The organism is Bradyrhizobium sp. USDA 3650, from assembly GCF_054057395.1.
In genome coordinates this window covers 5,149,664-5,171,254 of record NZ_JBSRZG010000001.1, presented here as the reverse complement: position 1 = coordinate 5,171,254, position 21,591 = coordinate 5,149,664, and the positions used below count along the sequence as shown (strand labels likewise).

The window sequence follows — 21,591 nt, the reverse complement described above, 5'->3', positions numbered from 1 at the left end:
CGGCGAGGTGGCGCAGCCAGGTCGGGTCAGCCCCTCACTGGAAGGTCATGTCCAGGCATTTGGAGATGTCGGAGCCGAGGCCGGAGGAGATGATGATGCAGCCGCGGACTTTCTGCGCGCCGACGTCGGCGGCCCAGACCGAGTAGCCGCCGGGGCCGAAGAAGGAATTGGTGTTCGGTGGCTCGGTCTCGGTGGCGTCGAAATCGTAGTGGCCGTCGGTCTCGAAGATGCGCGGCTTCTTGGTGCAGGCGCCGTCGGTCTGGACGTTGATGACTTCCTTGTTGTCCCGGGTCAGCGCCAGCGAGACCTGGCAACGGAAATATTCCGAGGTCTTGGTGTTGAAGAGGTAAGTGTATGACTTGCAGGTCGCGGTGTTCAGCTTGCCCGGGGCCAGGCCGCGGCTGCACGAAATCCGCTGGTTGTGGCTGAGCTGGTAATCATCGGCCCGGGCGGCCGGCGCGAGCGCCGTCAGCAACAGGCCGGCGGCCCAGCAAGCTTTCATGACGAGGTTCATTCGAATCATCCCCTACCCAATGTTTTTGTCGAATTGCGTTCTAGACGGAAAGCGGAACATAGTCGCGCGGGGACGAAGGGAAAATCACAAACTGCTCGGCAAGACGTGATGCGCTGCGGCGCTTTCGCAAATTGACCCGGAAGCGCCGTTCGTGATTTGTTCAAGCCGGGGCGCCTCGATGGGGAGGATAGGGTGATGGCATTTTCGACAAGGATTTTTCTGGTGACGGCCGTGCTCGGCGCGTTGGCTGCACCCGCATTGGCGCAGACCGCTGCAACACCTTGGGAGCTCAAGCCCGACACCGGCTACGCCTATGACAAGGACGGCAAGACCTTTTCCTACAAGATGGGCACCAGCAACGCCGGCGAACTTCTGAAGGGCGCCAAGAAGGTACCGAAGGGCACGCTGTTCTTCCTCGGCCACAACGGCCAGCTCTACATGCGCAGCGGCCCGTATCTGGAAGGCGACGGCAAGTTCAAGTTCGGGTCGGATCAGTAGGGCGAGGCTGGCGGACGACAGCGCCGCCGCGCCCTCGGTGTCATCGTCCGCGAAGGCGGACGATCCAGTATTCCAGAGATGGTAGTGCTTGAACCGAGACGCCGCGGCGTACTGGATGCCCCGCCTGCGCGTGGCATGACAGCTACCGAGGACTAAAACGCCCCGGCCAGCTCCCGCGCGCCGGCGTTGTTGCTGTTGCTGTCCATCCTCGTGTCCGTCACCGCCAGCAGCTTCGCCACCGTGTTGTGGCGGATCGCGACCGGGTTGCGCTCGTAGCCGCCGCGCTGGAAGAAGTTCGAGGTCGGCACCTGCTCGCGCATCGCCTGCGGCATCGTCACCATGTCGAGGCCGGTGCCGTCGCCGGTGAGGTTCATCATCTCCAGCTCGGCCGCACTGAGCGGGCGGCTATAGCCCTTGGCGCGCGCGAACAGCACCGAGGTGAGCAGCTTGTGGGTCTGCAGCATCGGCCCGATATCGATGTCGAGCACCATGGCATGCATGGCCCAGCCCTGCGCGGTGTTGCCGATCTTCTCGTGCTCCGACCAGGTGTCGGGCACCGATTTGGCATGCGCCACCATTTTCTTCAGCACAGTGAGCTTGTGCTCGAGCGACTGGCGCGCCGGGCCCGAGGTCCTCGCCACCTTGTCAGAAAGCGCGCGGATGAATTCATGGCCTTGTTCGGCCAGCAGCTCGACGCTGTTGGTCGTCAGCAGCTGGTTGTAGCCCATCGCGGTCGAAATGGCGCGCTTGCCGCCATGCTCGATTCCCGCCTGCACGTCGTAACTGCCGGTGCCGCCGGTCTCGAACGCATAGACCCGCACCGCCTGTTCGCGCGTCAGCCCCGAGGCCAGCGCGTAGCGTGCATAGACGCGCTTGAATTCGACCTCGCTGGCCGGCCGCTGTGGCGTGAACTGGTAGAGTTCCTGCGCCGCGCGCAGCAGATCGGCGACCACGGGGATCGGCTTTCTCGTCGGACGGTCCGGGGTTTCCTCCGGCTCCGGATTCACCGGCCGTTTCGGCCCATTGTAGAGCGGCGGATGCTCCAGCACGTAGTCGTCGAGCGTGACCTGCTGGCCGCTGCGCCGCTTGGCGTTGCGACCTTTCCGCTTCTCGGAGATCTGGCTCCAATAGGCGCCGGCTTCCTCGTCGAACGCAGCACGCGCCGCCTGATACTCCTGCAGCTTGCGGCGATATTCGAGCAGGGCGGGCGACGCGCCGCCTTGCGCGAAAAATTGCGACAACAGCTGGGCTTTGGCATTGCGAACGGCCGGCGGCAGCGCGTCGGATTCGCCACCGCGCGCGGCAGGCGCGAGCAGGACGAGCGCGAGTGGAACCAGTCTCACCGCATTTCGAATCGATTGATGCATGCTGCCCTCTTAGCAGGCATCCGGTAACCGTCACGTTAACACGCCGTTTACCATCATCATTTCCAGGCAAACACCGGCTGTTCCAGCTCGGTGACGCGGGTGTGTCGTCCTGCCAGCACTTCGCGGAACTGGTAGATCAGCGCCGCCGTCGGTGCGTGGATCAAGCTCGACTGATGATGAAAGCGGATCACACGGCGCGTGCTCTCGGGGATCCCGACGAAATCGAAGGCGTCGGCGCGCTCGACCGTCGCGAGCGCGATGCGATGGACGGAGGCGACCTCGTCCGGGTTTGGTTTGATCGCGGCACTATCGGCGGCCCAGACCACGACCGGCGTAATCAGATAGCCCGAGCGGGTCGGATAATCATCCAGCGTGCCGAGCACCTCCGCGCCGGTGAGGTGGAGGCCTAGCTCCTCGTCGAGTTCGCGCAGCGCCGCCTCGACCGGCGTCTCGCCGGCATCGCAGCGTCCACCGGGCAAGGCCCATTGACCGCGATGGGCGCGCAAATGAGATGCGCGTAGCGTGAGCAGCAACGCCGTGTCATCGCTCTCGCTAGCCGCAGTCAGCGCAATTGCAACCGCCGCACGCTTCAACACCGCCGGCGCCTCGTCCTCCGGCAGCCGCGTGAAGGCCGCGCAGGCAGCCGCGATATTCCGCCGTGTGGCATCATCGAACGGTCTCATGATGCTTGACTACACCACGTCCGGCCCCGATGAAATGAGATCGCACGACCGCTCGGGAATGGACGACATGACCAATAAGACAGCCGCAAGGCTGAAGGCAGAAGGCTGGACCATTCTGGAGACCACGGGCTTCATGCATCTGATCGGCCCCCTGTGGGAGCGCAAGGTCGACGGCCAATACGAATTCGCACTCGCGACCGAGGACAAGCACCACAATCGCCGCGGCATGGTCCAGGGCGGCGTGATGATGACGTTCGCGGACCGCACCTGCGGCATGACCGCCCGCTACGTCTCCGGCAAGGAGTTCATGGCGACGGTGCAGCTCGACACCCATTTCGTCGAAGCCGGACAGATCGGCGACATCCTGATCTCCCGCCCGCGCGTGGTGCGCGCGACGCGCAGCCTGATCTTCATGAGCACCGAGGTGACGGTGGACGGCCGCTGCGTGGTGATGGCCAATGGTGTGTTCAAGATCTTGAAGGGGCCGGGGTAGCGGTGCTGCGTTCACTGCGCTCCACACATTCCGCCGTCGTCCCGGCCTAGTGCGCAATTGCGCACGGGGGGCCGGGACCCATACTCCGAGGCAAAAATTGCAGCGCGAAGCTGGTAACTCCGAATCTTCGCCAAACCACATCCTGTGGTTATGGGTCCCGGCCTTCGCCGGGACGACCCTGAGGGATTGCTTCACTGCGCTCGCAATGACGGAGTTAGCTGGATATGTTGGTCGCTCCAGTAAAGCAGAGGACAGCCCATGCAATACCGCCAACTCGGCCGCAGCGGCCTCAAGGTGTCGCCGATCTGCTTGGGCACCATGATGTTCGGCGGGCCGACCGATGAAGCCGCCTCAAAGCGCATCATCGCGAAGGCGCACGAGGCCGGGGTCAATTTCATCGACACCGCCGACGCCTATTCGAAGGGCGCATCCGAAGAGGTCGTGGGACGCGCCATCAGCAACAACCGTCACGCCTGGGTGCTCGCGACGAAACTTGCGAACCCTATGGGGGACGATCCAAATCGTGTCGGCCTGTCCCGCCGCTGGGTGTTGCAAGCGGCGGATGAGAGCCTGAAGCGGCTCGGCACCGACCACATCGACATCTATTATCTGCACAAGGAAGACCATTCGACGCCCCTGGAGGAGACAGTGCGCGCGATGGGCGACCTGATCCGCGCCGGCAAGGTGCGCTATTTCGGCGTCTCGAACTATCGCGCCTGGCGCGTCGCCGAGATCTGCAATATCTGCGACCGGCTCGGCATCGACCGGCCCGCGGTGAGCCAGCCCTATTACAACGCCATGAACCGCATGCCCGAAGTCGAGCACTTCCCGGCCTGTTCCTATTACGGCCTCGGTATCGTGCCCTATAGCCCGCTGGCGCGCGGCGTGCTGACCGGCAAATACAAGCCCGACGCGGCTCCCGACAAGGAGACGCGCGCAGGCCGCAACGACACGCGCATGATGCAGACCGAATGGCGCCCGGAATCGCTCCAGCTGGCGCAGGAGATCAAGGCTCACGCCGAGAAAAAGGGCATCACCGCAGGACAGTTCGCTGTCGCCTGGGTGCTGAACTCCGCTTTTGTCTCCTCGATCGTTGCCGGTCCGCGCACCGAGGAGCAATGGGACGGCTACACCGGCGCGCTCGACTATCGCTTCACTGCCGAGGACGAGGCGCTGATCGACAGACTGGTCGTGCCGGGTCATCCCTCGACGCCGGGCTACAACGACCCGGCCTATCCGATCGAAGGACGCCGCGCGCGGACGGCCTGAGCCGGAGACAGGAATGGCCCTCGAAGATCGCTACGGGCTGCCGCTCTCCACCTCTTCGCCCGAGGCGGCATCCGCTTATCGCGAGGGCATCGACCTCATGCTCGCGGGCTGGACCGGCACGGCGGAAACGCTGGAGCGCGCGATTGCGGCCGATCCGGATTTTGCGCTGGCCCATATCGCCCGCGCCCGCCTGCATGGCTTCTATCAGCAAGGCGATCTGGCACGGCAGAAGGCAGCACTCGCGCGCGAGCTCGTGGCGAAACGCGGCACGGAACGCGAGCGTTCGCATGTCGAGACGCTGGCGCTTTCAATCGAGGGCCGGCTGCCCGAGGCGATCGCGGCGACGATGACGCACGTCGAGGCGTGGCCGCGCGATGCATTGGTGCTGTCGCTACCGCTCGGCGCCTTCGGCCTGTTCGCGTTCTCAGGCATGGCGGATCACGACCGCGCGCGACAGGAGCTGTGCGAACGCGTCGCGCATCACTATGGCGAGGATTGGTGGTTCCTCACCATGTACGGCTGGGCGATGACCGAGAACGGCAATGTCAGTCGCGGCCGCGGCGTCACTGAGCGCGGCTTCGAGCTGCGCCGGCAGAATGCCCATGCCGCGCACGCCGTGCTGCATGCGATGTTCGAGGACGGCTCGATCGAAGCGGCCGACCGGTTCGTCGACGACTGGATCCCCTGTTACGACCGCGCCGGGATCTTGCACGGCCACATCCGTTGGCATCAGGCGCTCGGCGCGCTGGAGCATGGCGATGCCGCGCGGGCGCTCGCGATCTATGCCGACGTGCTACAGCCGCAGGCCACACAGGCGCCGCCGCTCAACGTCGTCACCGACGCCGCGTCCCTGCTCTGGCGCCTATCGGCTTACGGCCACGCCGTGCCGAGCGCGCTCTGGCTCGAAGCCGACGCCGCCGCGCAAAAACTGTTTCCGAAACCGAGCCTGCCCTTCGCCGATATCCACATGGCACTGTTGGCGGCAGCGACGCAAAATCGCGAGGCGCTCGCCGCGCGTCTTGCCGTGATCGAGCAGCGGCTCGCCGATGGCAAGCTGCCGGCCGGTCCCGTGGTGCCGGCGGTCTGCCGCGCACTGGCGGCCTTTGCCAACGAGGACTACGCGGCATGCGTGCAAACGCTCACGCCGATTCTCAGTGAGGTCGTGCGTCTCGGCGGCAGCCACGCCCAGCGCGAGTTGATCGAGGACACTTTTATCGTTGCCCTGATGCGCAGCGGCGAGCTGCCCCGCGCCCGCGCACTGCTCGATGCCCGCCTGCACCGTCGCCCGTCCTTGCGCGATACGCGCTGGCAGGCGGCGATGGGGTAGCCTTGCCACGAAAAAAACACCGCCCGGGCGGCAAGTGCCGGCCGGGAATGGGTTGGGCGATCTGGGCGAATCGCCGTTGGGGTGGCGCGGTGGTATTTCAGACGGACTTGGCTGAGCAAACGGGATCGCAACCAATTTGCCGTTCGCTGGTTGTCGGACGGAACTTTCCCGTGGTTCCCTGGCATGTGAGCCTCCCGATGCGCCTCTGCCGACCCATCCTCGCTGTCGCCCTCGTCCCCACCTTCGCCCTCTTGGCAAGCCCTTGTTTTGCCGAGTCTTCCGCGCCGATTCCCGTCAACAATCCACCCGGGCAGCAGACCGCCTTTATCGACTTGCTGGCGCTGATGTCCGGCCACTGCAAGACGTTGAAAGTCGCCGGGCGCACCTTCGCCTGCAAGACGGTGGCCTACGCCCACGGCGACAGGGGCCGGGTCAATTTCACGGTCGCGGTCGACGATCCCGCCGACGAGAATCACGTCGTGTCGTTCTCCGGCGAGAACGGCAAGCGCGCCGACGACAATTCCTATGAGCTGCCGATCGACCGCATGCTGCTCAATTCCAAGGACCGCCCCAAGGTCGACGGCCTGCCGGTGCCGGCCGAGCAGACCTCCACCGGCCTCTGCCGCCAGACCGGCAATTTCGCCGCCAAGAAGGTGACTGACGTCACCTGCTCTGCCACCGACAGCGAGGGCCGGCGCTACGAACTGCTGTTCGTCTCCGACGGCACGCCTGTAAGCGTGCGTCGTATCAGACAGTCGGCGCCGTCGATCCAGGATCCGTTCAAATAGCGAACCTTCTTCGCTCCGCATGCGGGCGAGGTGAACCGCCGCCTGCGCGGCACAGCCGGATCGAATCCTTTCGTTGAAACTTCGGAACCGGCAGGTATGCTCGGATGCGTCCTCATCGAGGAGGCGCCCGTTGCAAACACAGGCAGGCACAGAGTCCAGCAATGCGGATGGTCATCGCGATCAAGCGGCTCCTGATCGTCTTCCTGTTCGCAGCCCTGGCACATGAATGCCCCGCGGCCGACGGTCCGGGGCAGCGCTCGATCCTGGTGCTGGAAGACGCCGACTTTCGTTCGCCGTTCTATTCGGAGATTTTTGCCGGTATCCGCACCGCTGCGAAGGAAAATGGACAGATCCATACCGTGATCTACGGCGAAAGCCTCGATCTCGCCCGCTTCCCGGGGCCGGACTACGAGGAGAGCCTCGTCGGTCATCTCAAGACCAAATACGCGCACCGGTCGATCGACGTCATCGTCTCCATCGGCGTCGCGTCGGCGAAATTCCTTCAGGGGCGCAAGCACGACATCTGGCCGGCTGCACCCGTAGTTTACGGCTTCGTGCCCGATCTGCCCGAGACGCGCGCGCTGTTCCTGCCCGACACCACCGCTATCTTTGCCAAGGTCTCTCCGGCGCAGTTACTGACTGCGGCACGCGCGGTCGTTCCCGACTTAAGTCGCGTCGTCCTCGTTGGCGATGCATGGAAAAATCCACTGACATATGGCCACTGGAAACAGGAATTCGCGGCCACGATACCGGATATCGAGATTATCGATCTGTCCGGGATGGTGCTGCGGGAAGTGCGCGAACGGGTCGGCTCCTTGCCCCCTGGCTCTGCAATCCTGACATCGGCGATGTATTCCGACGGGGAAGGCACCTACTATTTGCCGGCTGCGGCGCTTGCGCGTGTCGCCGAGCGCGCGAACCGCCCGATCATCATCACCTCCGATACATTTCTCGGGCGGACGGGAGTTGGCGGCTTCCTGCTGCTGCCCGAAACCATCGGACGGGAAGCCGGCCAATTGGCAATGCGGATTCTCGGCGGCGAATCGCCGTCGGACATCCCGTCCGTTGCCGGGGACAACGTGAAGCCGATCTTCGACTGGAGACAGCTCAAACTCTGGAATGTGGACGAAACCCGTCTGCCTCCGGGCAGCGAGGTGCGTTTCCGAGAACCGAGCTTCTGGGAGCAGTATTACTGGCGTGTCATGATCAGTGTCGGCGTGGTGCTGGTGCAGGCGACGATGATCGTCATCCTCCTGCGCGAGCGCAGGCTGCGATTCTTGGCGGAGGTCGAGGCACGCCAGCGCATGTCGGAGCTTGCCCACATGAATCGCCTTGCGACCGCAGGCGAGATGTCTGCCACGATCGCGCATGAGCTGAGCCAGCCGCTCGCCGCCATTCTGATCAATGCTGAGACCGCCGAGCAGGTGTTGCAGACACCGGCACCTGACCTCGGCGTGATCAGGGACATACTGGGTGACATTCGCCGAGACGACAAGCGCGCGAACGAGATCGTCGTTCAGGTGCGCTCATTTCTGAAGAAGGCCCGCACAGAGCGGCGCGAGCTCGACCTCAACGCGACGGTCGGCGAGGTGTTTCGGTTCCTTTCCGTCCAGGCCCTGACCTACGACGTTGCGCTCGCGACGGACCGATCGTCCTCGGATATTCGCGTAACTGCCGACAAAGTGCAGCTCCAGCAGGCTATTCTGAACCTGGTCATGAATGCCATCGAAGCGGTGGCCGATCTGCCGGAGGATCGGCGACGGATCGTCGGTCGAACCAGCCTTGCGAACAATCAGGCCATGATCTCGATCGCAGATGCCGGCGACGGCATCCGCACGGAAAAGATAGCCGAAATCTTCAAGCCGTTTTTCACAACCAAGACGCAGGGGATGGGCATCGGCCTCTCGATTACGCGCACGATCATCGAGGCACATGGCGGGCGCATCTGGGCCGACAACGCGCCGACAGGAGGCGCGGTCTTTCATATCAGCCTGCCGCTGGTCGCGGCGCGATCGTGAGTCGAGGCCTTCCGCCCGCCAGACGTCAGCCATCGGATATGATGGTCAGCATGCTTCGGAGCGACCCATGATGCGCGACCGCCTGTTTCTGCTGCGTCCTGGGTTCGAGGACCCGGCCTTTCCTGGACGCCGTTTCTATTGCTGGCATTGCGCGCTGATCGAGGGCCTGCTGGTCTCGTTTCCGCAGCTCGCCGACAAGCTCGAGGTCGAGCGCATCGCGTGGCCACGCCCGCGGCACGCCGTGATCGCGCTGGCCGGCGAGGAGAACCAGTCGTTGCCGCTGCTCGTGCTGGCGTTTGGAGCGACCTCGCCGCACCAGACCGGCAGCCATCAGGGCCGCGCGTTCATTGCCGATAAGGACGCCATCCTGGCCGCCCTCTCCGAACGCCACGGCTTTCCCGATCCGCATCCATGAGGGGGAGAGCGGTCGCGCGATGACGCCGTCGAATCTGAACGGCGAATTTGCGCGCATCGTCGCCACCGATGACGTGATTGCGTCATTCGCGGCAGAGTGATGGCAGAGTTGCGATCGACGGTGGTGATGCGACAATAAATCTCACGAGACGCAGGCAGCCGCGCGAATCGAACGCCACTGAAACTGCGTCGTTTCGACGCCTGCACTGGCCGGAACGCGCCGGCTGACCATGTGTTGTCACACGACATTCAACTGGAGTGATGACATGAAGTATCTCTTTGTCGCGATGGCCGTCGGTGCTGCGGCGCTTGCCGGCGGATCCGCGGCGAACGCGGCCGATCATTCAAGCGCAAAACAGAACGCGCCGGCCGCCCAATCGACCGACATCAGCGCGCAGCACAGGCACCACCATCACGGCTATCGCCATCACTGGCGTCCTCACCACCATCACGGCTATTATCGTCCGCACTACTACGGCTATTATCCGCGGCACCACGGATATTACGGCGGCGGACCATACGGATATTATGGCGGCGGCGGCCCCAGCGTGACGTTCGGCTTCGGCGGCAGCCGCTGGTAAGACGAAAGGCAGCAACACGAAAGGCCCGCGAAATGCGGGCCTTTTTTTGCTCGTCAGCCTATCCCCGCAAGATCATGCCCGCCGTCTGCTGACCGCTCGCCAGCGCCGCTTCGACCGTGCCCATGTCGGCGCCGCGATAGAGCGCCTCGCCGGAGAACAGCACCGGACCGTCGGCGCGAGCGAGGATCGTTTGCGCCTCGCGCGTTCGCGGCGTCGCCCAGGAATAGGCGCCGCGGGCGTAGGGATCGTGCGCCCAGTTTGTCGCAACGGCCGCGATGAGCTCGCGCGCGAGGTCCTCGCGCGACAGGCCGAAGACGGTCGCAAGCGAATCGAGCCCGGCATCGATCAGCGCTTGCGGGTCGAGCTGCGCCAGCGCTGCCGTGCGCGGGCCGCCGAACCATCCGGTCAGCACGGGATGCCGGTTCGGATATTGCGTCCACCACACCGGGATGGCTTGGTCGGTCAAAAGGAAGCTCATGTCCGCGAGCTCTTCCTTGCGCTCGCGCCACCATGGCCGCCCGAAGCGCAGCAGGATTTTTATTACGTTTCCGAAGCCGATGTCGTCGGCAGCCGCCGCCTTCGCCCGCGCGCGGCTCGGCAGCCCGATCTCGCGCAGCAACGGCAACGGAACTGTGAGGATCACGCGATTGCAATTTTGCACGTCGCCGCCGACGCAGCGAACGGCGATCGCAGCGCCCTCCTCCTCGATCGCCGACACTACGCAGCCGAAGCGAAAAATCACGCCAAGCTTGCGGCACTCGGCCGTCAGGAACTCGATCATCGCACCATAGCCGCCCTTGACCCGCGCCTGCGGAGAGTGCCCGCCAGCCATCCATTCCTCGCGCAGCGCCAGCGTGGAGGCGCGCTCGGGATCGGCCGCATCGTAGCCCTCGACCATTCGCTCGATCGCATGGCGCAGCCGCGCGTGCTCATCCCCGGCAAAATGCCGGCGCAGGAAATCGGCGACGGTGAGGTCGTCGTTCAATTCCCGAACCACTGCGTGCAGCTCAGCCTCATGCGGATCGTGGCGATCCTCGCGCACGATGTCAGCGCCGTCAAAGCCCCACCGCTCGCCTTCGATCTCTTGAAGGGATAGCCCGGCCTCCCGCAGCAACGCGCGCGTGACCGGCGCCTCGCCGTGGACGAATTCGGCGCCGCCATCGGCGGGGTAGCCGAACTCCGAAGCGGGCAGCGGATGGATGCGGCCGCCGCAGCGCTCGCGCGCCTCCAGGATCGTCACTGTCCTGCCCGCGCGCGCCAGCTCGCGCGCCGCCATCATGCCGGCCGCGCCGGCACCGACGATGACGATATGCTCTGATGTTGCCGACATCTCGATGCTGCTACTTGCCCACGGCCTGCGGATCGTTCTGGATCAGATAGCGTAGCAGCAGGACGCCGCCGCCGAGATCCCGCGTGCTCTCCAGCGTCATCGCGCTCAGCGGCGCACGCCGGTCGCCGTCGGCGTCCGCGGAATCGAACACGAAGGGCGCGCCCCTGGCGCCGTCGACCGCGGGACTGAGGATCAGGTTGAACTCGTCGATCAGCCCGGCACGCAGGAACGTGCCGTTGGCGACGCCGCCACCCTCCACCAGCAGGCGCTTCACGCCGAGCTCGCGGTTGAGAATGTCCAGCATCAGTGCGAGGTCGATCTCGGGCTTGCCGGCAAAGATATAGGACACGCCCTCGCCACGGAGCCCGGCGAGATGCGAATCGGAGACGCTCTCGGTCAGCACGACGACGATCGGATCGCCGCCGATATCGGAGCGGCCCCAGCCGATCTTGCCCTTCGCATCGAGCACGACGCCATAGGTTTTCGCGTCACGTCGCGCGAACCAGCTTTCGCGCGGAAATTTCGCGTCCGTCGTCGCCGGATAGGGCTCGCCCTTGGCGAACTCCGAGCCGGTGACGCGGCCGATCACCCAGGCATCGCCGCCGAGTTCGTCGTGGATCTTCTCGAACCAGTCCGTCCCTGCCCCCTTCGGGCGCCAGCGGCTCGGATGGGTGCGGCCGTCCAGACTCGAATGCATCAGGCAGATGACGTAAGGCTTCATGCGCATCTCCGGGCCGCGCTCAGGCGACCGGCTCATTGCCCTTCTCACTCCCCGTGGCGCGATCGTTCACGATCACCGCGAGGGGATTGAGCTTTGGCGGCGCGACGAGTTTCAGCGTGTTGGTGTCGCGATGGTTGAACGGCGCGCCGCGCACGAACAACTCGGTCTGGATCAGATAGGTCCAACTGCCGTCGTCGTTGAAGGTGATGTCGCAGCGGTAAGCGTCGGTGCGGAACGCTTGTTCCAGAAAATCAGTCGAGCAGATGCCGTATGCGGTGTCGCCGCGCTTGGCGGTCACGGAGATCTCCTTGTCGTCCGGCCCGGCCTTGCCCGACGCCAGCAGCACCTGCCCGCGGGGGATCGCCAGCGTCTGCATGATCAACCCGGTCGCGGGCTCCCACAACCAGTAGCCGACCTGGTCGTGGAAGGTGATGTCTTCCTCGGGCGTGTTGATATGGATGTGATAGCGCAGCCCATAGAGCAGCTGCGGCCCGTTGGCCTGGGGATCGATCGGGTCCATCCGGATGCGCTCGATGAAGGTCCGCCGCTCCGGCCCCTCCGCCTTCGGATTGATGTCGATACCCTTGTCAGCCTGCCAGCTGCCTGCGAGACGGCGGAGCGGGCCGAGATTGGCAAGGCCGTCGGGCGAGACGTCCTCGGGCTCGGTGAAGATATCGGCGGGAAGGGGGAGCATGGGTGTCCTCGCGTCGTTGCGAGGCAGCCATAGCATGAGAGCGCGGGCGTGGCTCGTTCTCAAGCCTCACAATCGCGAATGGACGTCCGCGCCACGCGCAGACGATCCATGATGCGAAACGGAGCCGAACTCCTCAGTTCGGCTCCGCCGCCAGAATGCTTAGTGGCGGTGGTCGCGGACCTCGGGGTGAGTCCGATGATCCCGGACGATGGGTTGATCGCGATGGTCGCGCACGACGGGCGGGTCGCGATGGTCGCGGACGATGGTCGTCGCGTTCGAGGGTGTCACCACGTTCGCCAGTGCGATCGCTGCGAGAGCCACGAGGATGTAGTTGCGCATGAGTTTTGCCTTTGCTTGGTGGATCACTGCGAGCCACCTGACACAAAGCTAGATTGATCAGCTCGAATGATATGTGTCGTCGATCACCCGGTGATCGATGCGCTGGTCGGCCGAGCCATCGCCCTGCCGGTTTGCAATCGACGTCGCCTCTGCCGCAGTTTTAATCAGACACCCGAGCGTCGGGCTTATGCAGCCAAGGCGTTGACGTTCCGGAATTCGTGAAAATCATGGCCGCTGCCCAAGAGAGCGTCATAAGCATTTGTGTTCGGTGTTCCCGTTGCGCCACGGAATCCGGGTGATAAGATCACTGGCTCAGGATTGTGAAATACACCATAGGCGATGAAGCCACTCCTAAACTAGCGTTCACGTGACGTCCGTTATTTTCAAGTGAGTGGTTTGGAATGCAGCAGGCTTCGGTCGAGAAGTTCTCGGACCTTATCGGCGCGGTCTACGATTGCGTGATCGCGCCGGAACGCTGGACGGGCGTTCTAAATGAGATTCGCACGGAGCTCGGCTTCGCAACCGCCGTGCTCTCGGCATATAGCCTCACGAACATGAGGATCGGAGTCAATGCCGCCTCCGGGACCGACCCTGTCCAGACGATGGCCCAGACCAGCATCGAGTATGCGCCTGATATCGTCGAACTCTGGGGCGGCGTTGAGCGCATCCGGCAATATCCGCTTGGAGAACCGATCATTCGATCCCAGGCGGTCCCAGAGGAAACAGTCCTCAGCAATCGCTATCACCTGGAATGGGCTCTCCCCAAGGGCTTGTTCGACGCCGTCGGCGTCGCCCTCGTTCGCGAGAAAACAATGATCGGCAATGCGACATTCAGTCAGCATCAGTCGGACGGGGCCATTGACGATGCGCAGGTCAGCGGATTGCGCGTTCTCGCACCTCACATCCGCCGCGCCGTGATCATCAGCAATCTGTTCGACATGAAGACCGTGGAAGCCGCGACATTCGCCGCGACAGTGGAGGCCCTATCGGTCGGAGTCGTTCTGGCGGACGACGATTCGAAGATCCTTCACACCAATGCCGCAGCCACAGCCATGCTCGCGGCAAGCGATCCACTTCTGGCTCGAAACGGCCGGATCGCCGTTCAATCGGCGACCACCACCAACACGTTGCAATCGGCCATCGCGCAAGCGGCGAAGGACGAGGCGGCACTCGGCCAAAAGGGTATCGGCATCCCGATCCCCCGCCCGAGCGGAGATCCTCTCGTCATTCACGTTCTGCCGCTGCGACGCGGCCACATGCGGGCCGGCCTGGTCCAGCGCGCCTCCGCCGCTCTGTTCGTGGCATCGGCCTCCGGTCCGCCGCAGCTGCCTCACGATGCTCTCATCCAGCTCTACGATCTGACGCCGGCCGAAATTCGCATCTTCGAGCTCATCTGCGATGGACATACACGCGACGCGATCTCGTCGCAACTCGGAGTGTCCGTCAGCACCGTGAAAAGTCACCTCTTGCATGTCTTCGAAAAGACAGGTTGCCGGCGCCAGGTCGATCTGGTCCGGCTGGCAAGGTCGCTGACGTTTCCGGTGTAGGGAAGCTCGGGGTGATGGCACGCTCTGTCGTCCAGTGATTTTGAAGTGAGTGGTTTGGAATGCAGCAGGCTTCGGTCGAGAAGTTCTCGGACCTCATCGGCAGTATCTATGATTGTGTGATCGCGCCGGAACGCTGGACCGAAGTTCTGGATGAGATTTGCGCCGAATTCGGCTTTGCCACCGGCGCGCTCTCGGTCGCCAGCCTCACCAACATGAAGGCCGTCGTCAATGCGGTGTCCGGCTCCGACCTGGCCCAGATGGCCCAGAACGGCGTCGGCTACGGCCCCGATATCATCGAGCTCTGGGGCGGCGCCGAACGCATTCAGCAATACCCGCTCGGCGAACCGATCGTTCAATCCCAGGCGGTCCGGCCGGACGTCATTTCCAGCAACCGCTATTATCGCGAATGGGCTCTGCCCAAGGGCCTGTTCGACGCCGTTGCCGTCGGCCTCGTACGCGACAGGACGATGGTTGGAAATGCGATATTCAGCCAGCATGAGTCGGCGGGCCGCATTGACGATGCGCAGGTCGACGGATTGCGACTTCTGGCGCCTCACATCCGTCGCGCCGTGACGATCAGCAATCTGTTCGACATGAAGGCGGTGGAAGCCAACACATTCGCGGCGACGGTGGAGGCCCTGACGGTGGGTGTCGTCCTGGCTGACGAGGATTCGAAAATCGTTCACGCCAACGCCGCAGCCGCGGCGATGCTCGCGGCCGGCGATCCGATCGTGGCAAGGCATGGCAGGATCGCGGTTCAATCCGTGGCGACCACGGCCACATTGCAATCAGCCGTGGCGCAGGCGGCAAAGGACGAGGCGACGCTCGGGCAAAAAGGCATCGGCATCCCGATCCCGCGCCAAGGCGATGACCCTCTCGTCATCCACGTTCTGCCGTTGCGACGCAGCCACACGCGATCCGGTCTGATCCAGCGCGCCGCTGCCGCCGTGTTCGTGACGTCGGCCGCCGGCCCGCCGCGATTGCCTCACGATGCGCTCAACCAACTCTATGACCTGACGCCGGCCGAGATTCGCATCTTCGAGCTCATCTGCGAGGGACACACGCGAGACGCGATCTCGGCCTTGCTCGGCGTTTCCGTCAGCACCGTGAAGAGCCACCTCATTCACGTCTTCGAAAAGACGGGCTGCAGGCGCCAGGTCGATCTGGTCAGGCTCGCGAAATCGCTGACGTTCCCGGTGTGAGGCCCAGGGCGAGACGGCGCACGGTCAGCCGGGCCTCTGCGTGGACGGGCCGGAACCTGTCGAAATGATCATCCCGCGGTGATCCAGCGCCTGTCCTCGTTCGTTCCCAGACCCACAGGTCGCTTGTCGAGGCGCTATGATCGCTGCTATCCGAGCTTTAGATGCGCCCATCCGGGCGAAGGCTGGTTTTCCCCGGAGGATTGAAGCGCGGCTGTCGACGGGCACGAGCAAAGGGCCGGACACAAAGGTGGATTGGGCTGATCTGATCGGACGCGTCGCCTCGGCCGGAGACCGGGAGGCCTTCAAGCGCCTGTTCGAGCATTTCGCGCCGCGCATCAAGGGACTGATGCTGAAGGCCGGGTGCAGTTCGGACGAGGCGGAGGAGATTGCTCAAAATACCCTGATCGCCGTCTGGCGGAAGGCAGGCCAGTTCGATCCTGGGACGGCCGGGGCCGCGGCATGGATATTCACCATCGCGCGCAATTTGCGCATCGATCTGTTCCGCAGCAGAGCGCGGGCAGACCGCCTGCGGGGCACCTCTGAGCTTCCCGAGACGCCGGATCCCGCGGAACCCGCGGACGCCGTCATGTCCCGCGTGCAGGACGCCGCGCGGATCAATTCGGCCGTCAAGCAGCTCTCGATGGAGCAATCCATGGTGGTGAGGCTGTCGTTCATCGAGGAGAGGCCGCATCCGGAAATCGCGAGCCTGCTCGGCATTCCGCTCGGAACGGTGAAGTCGCGGATCAGGCTGGCAATGAACCGCCTGAGAGACATATTGGACGAAGAAGCATGACGATCAACCATCATCCACCGGAAGATCTTCTGGCCGACTTTGCGGTCGGCAGGTTGGAAGAAGCCCATCAATTGGTGGTGGGAGTGCATGTTGCAGGTTGCGCACGGTGCGGCCGGTTTGTGCAGGCCATCGAGCAACTTGGCGGTTTGACGCTTGAAGACATTGAGCCAGTGCTGGTCGCATCGGATGCGTTCGAGCAGGTGATGTCGCGCATTCACGATGCTCCCACAGAACGAGCGGCGCGGACTGCCGAGGTCGCTCGCGGCAGCGAGCAGGATGTTCCGGCGGCACTGCGAAACTATCGCATCGGCAAGCGCAGACGCATCGCTCCGGGTCTGAGCATGCGGCCGATCGAGTTATCCGGATCGGGGACGGCGCGGGCATTTCTGCTTCGCTCCGCGCCGGGGACGCGCATGCTCGAACACACACACACCGGCACCGAGCTGACCCTCGTGCTCGAGGGCAGCTTCAGCCACGAGGGCGGCCGGTTCGGTCCGGGTGATTTCGACTATGGCGACGACGAGGTCGACCATCGACCTGTGGTGGGCAACGAGGGCCCATGTGTTTGCCTGGTCGCAATGACGGGCGACCTGCGCATGAACGGCCTGCTCGGCAGGCTGATCGGGCCATTCGTGCGGCTTTGATCCACTCGCCTCCATCTTCCGCCGGGTGATCCGAACGCGAGCCCGGAGCGTTTCGAAGGAAACGCAAGGGGAGACAGGTCATGGCCGGCTTAAGCCTGACACGACAGGCGCAGAGCGAAACATTGCCCGAACTGCTGGCATGCGTTTCGGCGGGCGACACACGGGCCTTCGCAGCGCTGCACGTGCTGACGCGGAGCAGGCTGCGCAGGACTGCGCTCGCCGTCGGAACTCCGCCCCACGACATCGAGGACATTCTTCAGGAAGCCTATCTGAAGATCTGGCGCAACGCGGGTCGGTTCGACAGCGGCCGTGCTTCGGCGATGACCTGGATGTCCGCAATCGCACGGAACACTGCCATCGACCATCTGCGGGTCAGAAGACTGCCTACCTACGAGTTGGACGAGGCGCTGCTGGTTCCAACAAGTGCTGATCAGCCGGCGAGCGACGATTTCGACTACGCCCGCGCCGAACCGATCGCACGCAGCGTGCTGGCTCGTTTGCCGGAAGACCGCCGCAGGCTGGTTGCGCTGGCCTATCTCGAGGGTGAGAGCCGCGCCAGCTTGTCGCGGCGCTTCGGTGTGCCGGTCGGCACCATCAAGACCTGGCTGCACCGAACCCTTCTGGCGGTACGCAAGGACTGCCTTGCCGCATCGGCTGCAGCCTGAAGCAGGCGAGGAACCCGCGCGTGGCCGCAGAGATCATCGAATTCCCCAACCCTGGACACCAGGACCCGCTTGCGTCCTCCGTTGCGAGGCTCGAGCAGATGGTGAGAGAGGTCGACCGTCTGGCAGCCGAGCAGCCCCCGGACGGGCTCGATCAACTGCTCTTTGTCATGGCGCGCTTCGGTGATCGACTGGTCGATCTTGCGCAGCTCGTGCTTGACGACGATGCCAGGCTGAGTGTTCAGATCGCGTTCACCTCGCTCTCCGACAAGATCGCGGCGACCAGAGACGCGTTTGACGAGTGCGACGGAGCGAAGGATCTCTGAATTCGGCGCCACCCTGGCCCGTTCGACGCCATGGAGTCAGCTCTGCGGCCGATCCTAATTGAGACTGAGCAACGAGATGTTCAGCAAGGCCGCAAAACCCACCCAGCCGGCATAGGGAATGAAAAGGGCCGCTGCCAGCCGATCGTTCGCCCATTGACGCCAGATAAAGGCGAGAATCGCAGCGAGCAGCGCAACAATGACGCCGAGCGCCACGTCCATGCGATGAAGCGAAAAGAAGATGGGAGACCATGCAAAATTCAGGATCATCTGCAGGCCCCATAATCTCATCGTCGTTCCGCGCGGCTCCGCCTCGAAGGTGCGGAATCCCGCCACGGCGATCATCAGGAACAGGGCCGTCCAGACCGGTGCGAACACCGCATCCGGCGGATTGAAAGATGGCTTGTTGAGCGCCGCGTACCATGCTCCCGGACGGTTCAGGACCCCGATCAGAATCCCCGCAGCAGGAACCAGAAACAGGAAAGCGGCGCATCGGTACCATCTGCCGCGCTTACGGTCGCCATCGTGCCGCAGCGCCCCGTCGTGCGTCCCATCCATGATCAGTGTGCCATCCTTTGAGCAACGAGAAATCCCGTCCAGGCGCTGACACCGGCGAGGAAGGATCCCCAGCCCACGTCCGCAACAGTGAGCGCCGTGGACCAATTCCTCAGCGTGGCCTGGTTGGTCAGATCGTAGGTGGCATAGGTGAAGCAGCCCAGCATCACGCCGGACGTGAAGGCACGCAGCGCGCCGCCATCCTGCTGAGCCGGCAGCACCGCGAACCAGATCAAGCCGACGGGATACGCCAGATAAAACACTGCAGCAGCGGCGAGGTCGGGCTCCGAGCGCAACATGTCGCCCAGCACCGGCCGGTAAAGCCTCTCAACCATGGTCTTGAGCCAGATCATGTCGAGCGCAACGAAGGTCGCAGCCACCGACAGATATGTAAAAAACAGGCTCATGTCCGGTCTCCCCTCCGGTGTCGCAACCGGTTTAACAAAGGCATCGGCTGTAAACGACGTGAACCCCTCGCTGGATCACGCGGCGCGCTCGTTCCGCCTTGCCCCGCAACCCTGTCAGGCTTTTGAACCAGATCGTGCGACGCCGGAGTTCCGATCATTCCGGCGCCTTCTTGGCGGCGAACGGGTGATCCACGCCGTCCGTTCGAACGTTTCCTCAGTGCGCGTGTGGCCGGTCAGCTATCTGAGCCGGGCGACGGACGACATTGGCCCGAAACCGGATGTTCCGGCCGTCGCTGGTGGTATTGGGGGCGACAAAGCATGCGTTTGGCGGTGATCGGGACGGGAATTGCCGGCAATGCCGCCGCATGGCTCCTGTCAGAACGTCATGCCGTGACCGTCTACGAGCGCGAATTGCGACCGGGTGGACACAGTCATACAGTGCGCGTCGACTACGATGGCGAAGAGATCGACGTCGACATCGGCTTCATCGTGTTCAACGAGCCGAACTACCCGGAATTGACGTCTCTGTTCGCGCACCTGGGTGTAAAGACCGAGGAGACATGCATGAGCTTCGCGATGTCGGCCGACCATGGCCGATTCGAGTGGCGGGGCGGCGGCGAGACCTTCCTGCAGGTCGCCTCCGGCCTGTTTGCCCAGCCGCGCAATCTCTTCTCCCCGTCCTATTTTCGCATGCTGGCCGAGGTCCGACGCTTCAACAAGGAAAGCGTCTCCGACTTGCGGGCCGGCCGGCTCCAGAACCTCACACTCGGCGAATATCTGCGCAAGGGAGCGTTCAGCCCGCGCCTGTTCAGCGATTATCTGGGACCGATGGGGGCCGCCATCTGGTCGTCGCCCTCAGCCGATATCCTCGCCTTTCCCGCGGAAAACTTCATCGCCTTTTTCGACAATCACCGGCTGTTGCATCTGGATCGGCCGCTCTGGCGCACCGTCCAGGGCGGCAGCCGGCGCTATGTCGAGAAGCTCACGGCCAGGTTCAGGGCCAGCATCCGGCTCGGCTGCGCGGTGACGTCGATCCATCGGACCGAGCACGGTGTGACGATCGGCGACAGCCACGGCCATCAGGACTCCTACGACGCTGTCGTGATGGCCTGTCACAGCGATCAGGCCCTGGCGATGCTGTCGGATGCCGACCCACGCGAGAGATCCATTCTCGGCGCGATCCGTTACGCTCCAAACACGGCCTATCTGCACCGCGACCTCAACCTCATGCCGAAACGCCGAAACGCATGGGCATCCTGGAATTTCTTGCGCTGGCGACGCGAAACGCCGGCCCAGAACGACGTCGCCGTGACCTACTGGATGAACCGGCTGCAGGGCATCGACGAAAGCAAGCCGCTATTCGCCAGTCTCAATCCCCCTTACGAGCCGGCGCCTCATCTCACGTTCGGCAAGTTCACATTCGCGCATCCACAATATGACGCAAGCGCGTTTGCCGCGCAGAGGAACCTCCCCGAAATCCAGGGACGCCGCCGTACCTGGTTTTGCGGCGCGTGGACCGGCTACGGATTCCATGAGGACGGCTTGCGCTCCGGCATCGCCGTCGCCGAGGCACTTGGCAGTGCGGTGCCGTGGCGACGGTCCGGCGCGTTGCTGGCGCAGGCTGCTGAGTAGAACATGTTGCAACCGGGCGCTCCAGAACGAACAGCGACCTCGTCTGCAGCCGCGCTCTACCTGGGCCGGGTGATGCACGCACGCATGCGGCCCGTGCACCACAGGTTCGCTTACCGGGTCATGAGCCTGCTGATCGACCTCGACCGGCTTGATGAAGCGGACCGCCAGTCTCGCCTGTTCGGCGTCAATCGCGCGTCAGTCTTCAGCTTTCACGAATCCGATCACGGCAAGCGTGACGGCGCATCCTTGAGCAACCATGTGCGAGGCCTGGCCGAACAACGCGATATCGATCTGTCGGGCGGGCGCATCCTCCTTTTGTGCTATCCGCGGCTCTTCGGCTACGTGTTCAATCCGCTTTCGATCTACTTCTGCTATGGCAGCAGCGGCAATCTTGCGCTGCTGATCTACGAGGTCCGCAACACTTTTGGCGAAATCCATTCCTACATCCTTCCGGTGGAGGACGCTGCTGCCGGCGGTGCCATACGCCAATGCCAGGCGAAGGAGTTCTACGTCTCGCCATTCATGGAGATGCACACGAAGTATCGCTTCAGCATTGCCCCACCCGACCAGCAAGTGAAGGTCAGAATCGTGCAGACCGATGAGCATGGTGCGATATTTACGGCCGCGTTCTCCGGGCAACGTCGCTCGCTGACCAGCCGCTCGCTGTTGGCGATGCTCGTCACCCTGCCACTTCTCACCTTCAAGGTCGTCGCGGCCATTCATTGGGAAGCGATCCGGCTTTGGGTGAAAAATGTTCCTTACGTCCCCCGTCCGAACCAACGCTGAATGT

Annotated in this window: 25 protein-coding genes; 16 read left to right on the top strand and 9 right to left on the bottom strand. The window is 63.7% G+C overall.

Annotation, left to right across the window (positions count from 1 at the left end):
* Window positions 1-34: 34 nt before the first annotated feature.
* On the bottom strand, window positions 35-514 hold the full coding sequence (locus ACVIN2_RS24160) for a hypothetical protein (RefSeq protein ID WP_456767472.1): 480 nt from the start codon (window positions 512-514) through the stop codon (window positions 35-37).
* Between the two features lie 195 nt (window positions 515-709).
* Here ACVIN2_RS24160 and ACVIN2_RS24155 point away from each other — a divergent pair, with 195 nt between their 5' ends.
* The gene (locus ACVIN2_RS24155; protein WP_456767471.1) at window positions 710-1,012 is read left to right on the top strand and encodes a hypothetical protein; all 303 of its coding nucleotides are present in this window, start codon (window positions 710-712) and stop codon (window positions 1,010-1,012) included.
* Window positions 1,013-1,164: 152 nt separating this feature from the next.
* On the opposite strand, the gene ACVIN2_RS24150 is transcribed toward ACVIN2_RS24155, so the two are convergent.
* Window positions 1,165-2,379 (bottom strand): hypothetical protein, encoded by a 1,215-nt coding sequence (locus ACVIN2_RS24150; RefSeq protein ID WP_456767470.1) that lies wholly within the window; start codon window positions 2,377-2,379, stop codon window positions 1,165-1,167.
* A 56-nt stretch (window positions 2,380-2,435) separates the two neighbouring features.
* The gene (locus ACVIN2_RS24145; protein ID WP_456769797.1) at window positions 2,436-3,065 is read right to left on the bottom strand and encodes an NUDIX hydrolase; all 630 of its coding nucleotides are present in this window, start codon (window positions 3,063-3,065) and stop codon (window positions 2,436-2,438) included.
* A gap of 64 nt (window positions 3,066-3,129) precedes the next feature.
* Between ACVIN2_RS24145 and ACVIN2_RS24140 the strand changes: the two genes are divergently transcribed.
* The 7 genes from ACVIN2_RS24140 to ACVIN2_RS24110 all read left to right on the top strand — a co-directional run bounded on the left by ACVIN2_RS24140 (window position 3,130) and on the right by ACVIN2_RS24110 (window position 9,952).
* Window positions 3,130-3,555 carry a PaaI family thioesterase gene (locus tag ACVIN2_RS24140; RefSeq protein WP_456767469.1) on the top strand — a complete coding sequence of 142 codons (426 nt, stop codon included), beginning with the start codon at window positions 3,130-3,132 and terminating at the stop codon, window positions 3,553-3,555.
* Between the two features lie 258 nt (window positions 3,556-3,813).
* Window positions 3,814-4,824 (top strand): aldo/keto reductase, encoded by a 1,011-nt coding sequence (locus ACVIN2_RS24135; protein ID WP_456767468.1) that lies wholly within the window; start codon window positions 3,814-3,816, stop codon window positions 4,822-4,824.
* 13 nt (window positions 4,825-4,837) lie between these two features.
* Window positions 4,838-6,151: a tetratricopeptide repeat protein gene (locus ACVIN2_RS24130; protein WP_456767467.1), complete on the top strand. Its 1,314-nt coding sequence runs from the start codon at window positions 4,838-4,840 to the stop codon at window positions 6,149-6,151.
* A 197-nt stretch (window positions 6,152-6,348) separates the two neighbouring features.
* On the top strand, window positions 6,349-6,939 hold the full coding sequence (locus ACVIN2_RS24125; protein WP_456767466.1) for a hypothetical protein: 591 nt from the start codon (window positions 6,349-6,351) through the stop codon (window positions 6,937-6,939).
* A gap of 161 nt (window positions 6,940-7,100) precedes the next feature.
* Window positions 7,101-8,957, top strand: a complete 1,857-nt coding sequence (locus tag ACVIN2_RS24120) for a sensor histidine kinase (protein WP_456767465.1) — start codon at window positions 7,101-7,103, stop codon at window positions 8,955-8,957.
* Between the two features lie 67 nt (window positions 8,958-9,024).
* Window positions 9,025-9,372, top strand: a complete 348-nt coding sequence (locus ACVIN2_RS24115) for a DUF3088 domain-containing protein (RefSeq protein ID WP_456767464.1) — start codon at window positions 9,025-9,027, stop codon at window positions 9,370-9,372.
* Window positions 9,373-9,637: 265 nt separating this feature from the next.
* A complete protein-coding gene (locus ACVIN2_RS24110) occupies window positions 9,638-9,952 on the top strand; it encodes a hypothetical protein (protein WP_456767463.1) in 315 nt (104 codons plus the stop codon).
* 58 nt (window positions 9,953-10,010) lie between these two features.
* On the opposite strand, the gene ACVIN2_RS24105 is transcribed toward ACVIN2_RS24110, so the two are convergent.
* From ACVIN2_RS24105 to ACVIN2_RS24090, 4 genes are all read right to left on the bottom strand, one after another.
* On the bottom strand, window positions 10,011-11,282 hold the full coding sequence (locus ACVIN2_RS24105) for a flavin monoamine oxidase family protein (RefSeq protein WP_456767462.1): 1,272 nt from the start codon (window positions 11,280-11,282) through the stop codon (window positions 10,011-10,013).
* A gap of 10 nt (window positions 11,283-11,292) precedes the next feature.
* A complete protein-coding gene (locus ACVIN2_RS24100; protein ID WP_456769796.1) occupies window positions 11,293-12,003 on the bottom strand; it encodes a RibD family protein in 711 nt (236 codons plus the stop codon).
* A gap of 19 nt (window positions 12,004-12,022) precedes the next feature.
* Window positions 12,023-12,697, bottom strand: a complete 675-nt coding sequence (locus tag ACVIN2_RS24095) for an FABP family protein (protein WP_456767461.1) — start codon at window positions 12,695-12,697, stop codon at window positions 12,023-12,025.
* A 159-nt stretch (window positions 12,698-12,856) separates the two neighbouring features.
* Window positions 12,857-13,063 (bottom strand): hypothetical protein, encoded by a 207-nt coding sequence (locus tag ACVIN2_RS24090; protein WP_456767460.1) that lies wholly within the window; start codon window positions 13,061-13,063, stop codon window positions 12,857-12,859.
* A 374-nt stretch (window positions 13,064-13,437) separates the two neighbouring features.
* Between ACVIN2_RS24090 and ACVIN2_RS24085 the strand changes: the two genes are divergently transcribed.
* From ACVIN2_RS24085 to ACVIN2_RS24060, 6 genes are all read left to right on the top strand, one after another.
* Window positions 13,438-14,583 carry a helix-turn-helix transcriptional regulator gene (locus ACVIN2_RS24085; RefSeq protein ID WP_456767459.1) on the top strand — a complete coding sequence of 382 codons (1,146 nt, stop codon included), beginning with the start codon at window positions 13,438-13,440 and terminating at the stop codon, window positions 14,581-14,583.
* 59 nt (window positions 14,584-14,642) lie between these two features.
* Entirely contained in the window at window positions 14,643-15,785 is a 1,143-nt protein-coding gene (locus ACVIN2_RS24080; protein WP_456767458.1) for a helix-turn-helix transcriptional regulator, read from the top strand.
* 247 nt (window positions 15,786-16,032) lie between these two features.
* On the top strand, window positions 16,033-16,578 hold the full coding sequence (locus ACVIN2_RS24075; protein WP_456769795.1) for a sigma-70 family RNA polymerase sigma factor: 546 nt from the start codon (window positions 16,033-16,035) through the stop codon (window positions 16,576-16,578).
* Window positions 16,575-17,222, top strand: coding sequence for a ChrR family anti-sigma-E factor (locus ACVIN2_RS24070; RefSeq protein ID WP_456767457.1), 648 nt, complete (start codon window positions 16,575-16,577; stop codon window positions 17,220-17,222). The genes ACVIN2_RS24075 and ACVIN2_RS24070 overlap by 4 nt, the downstream gene beginning before the upstream one ends.
* A gap of 80 nt (window positions 17,223-17,302) precedes the next feature.
* Window positions 17,303-17,887, top strand: coding sequence for an RNA polymerase sigma factor (locus ACVIN2_RS24065; RefSeq protein ID WP_456767456.1), 585 nt, complete (start codon window positions 17,303-17,305; stop codon window positions 17,885-17,887).
* A gap of 20 nt (window positions 17,888-17,907) precedes the next feature.
* The gene (locus ACVIN2_RS24060) at window positions 17,908-18,210 is read left to right on the top strand and encodes a hypothetical protein (protein ID WP_456767455.1); all 303 of its coding nucleotides are present in this window, start codon (window positions 17,908-17,910) and stop codon (window positions 18,208-18,210) included.
* Between the two features lie 54 nt (window positions 18,211-18,264).
* Here ACVIN2_RS24060 and ACVIN2_RS24055 read toward each other — a convergent pair whose 3' ends face one another.
* Window positions 18,265-18,765, bottom strand: coding sequence for a TspO/MBR family protein (locus ACVIN2_RS24055; protein ID WP_456767454.1), 501 nt, complete (start codon window positions 18,763-18,765; stop codon window positions 18,265-18,267).
* Between the two features lie 2 nt (window positions 18,766-18,767).
* Window positions 18,768-19,169 carry a DUF2177 family protein gene (locus ACVIN2_RS24050; RefSeq protein WP_456767453.1) on the bottom strand — a complete coding sequence of 134 codons (402 nt, stop codon included), beginning with the start codon at window positions 19,167-19,169 and terminating at the stop codon, window positions 18,768-18,770.
* 318 nt (window positions 19,170-19,487) lie between these two features.
* Between ACVIN2_RS24050 and ACVIN2_RS24045 the strand changes: the two genes are divergently transcribed.
* Together ACVIN2_RS24045 and ACVIN2_RS24040 are read left to right on the top strand one after the other, a co-directional pair.
* Complete coding sequence (locus tag ACVIN2_RS24045; protein WP_456767452.1) at window positions 19,488-20,801, top strand: NAD(P)/FAD-dependent oxidoreductase; 1,314 nt, start codon at window positions 19,488-19,490, stop codon at window positions 20,799-20,801.
* Between the two features lie 3 nt (window positions 20,802-20,804).
* Window positions 20,805-21,587, top strand: coding sequence for a DUF1365 domain-containing protein (locus ACVIN2_RS24040; RefSeq protein ID WP_456767451.1), 783 nt, complete (start codon window positions 20,805-20,807; stop codon window positions 21,585-21,587).
* Window positions 21,588-21,591 lie beyond the last annotated feature (4 nt).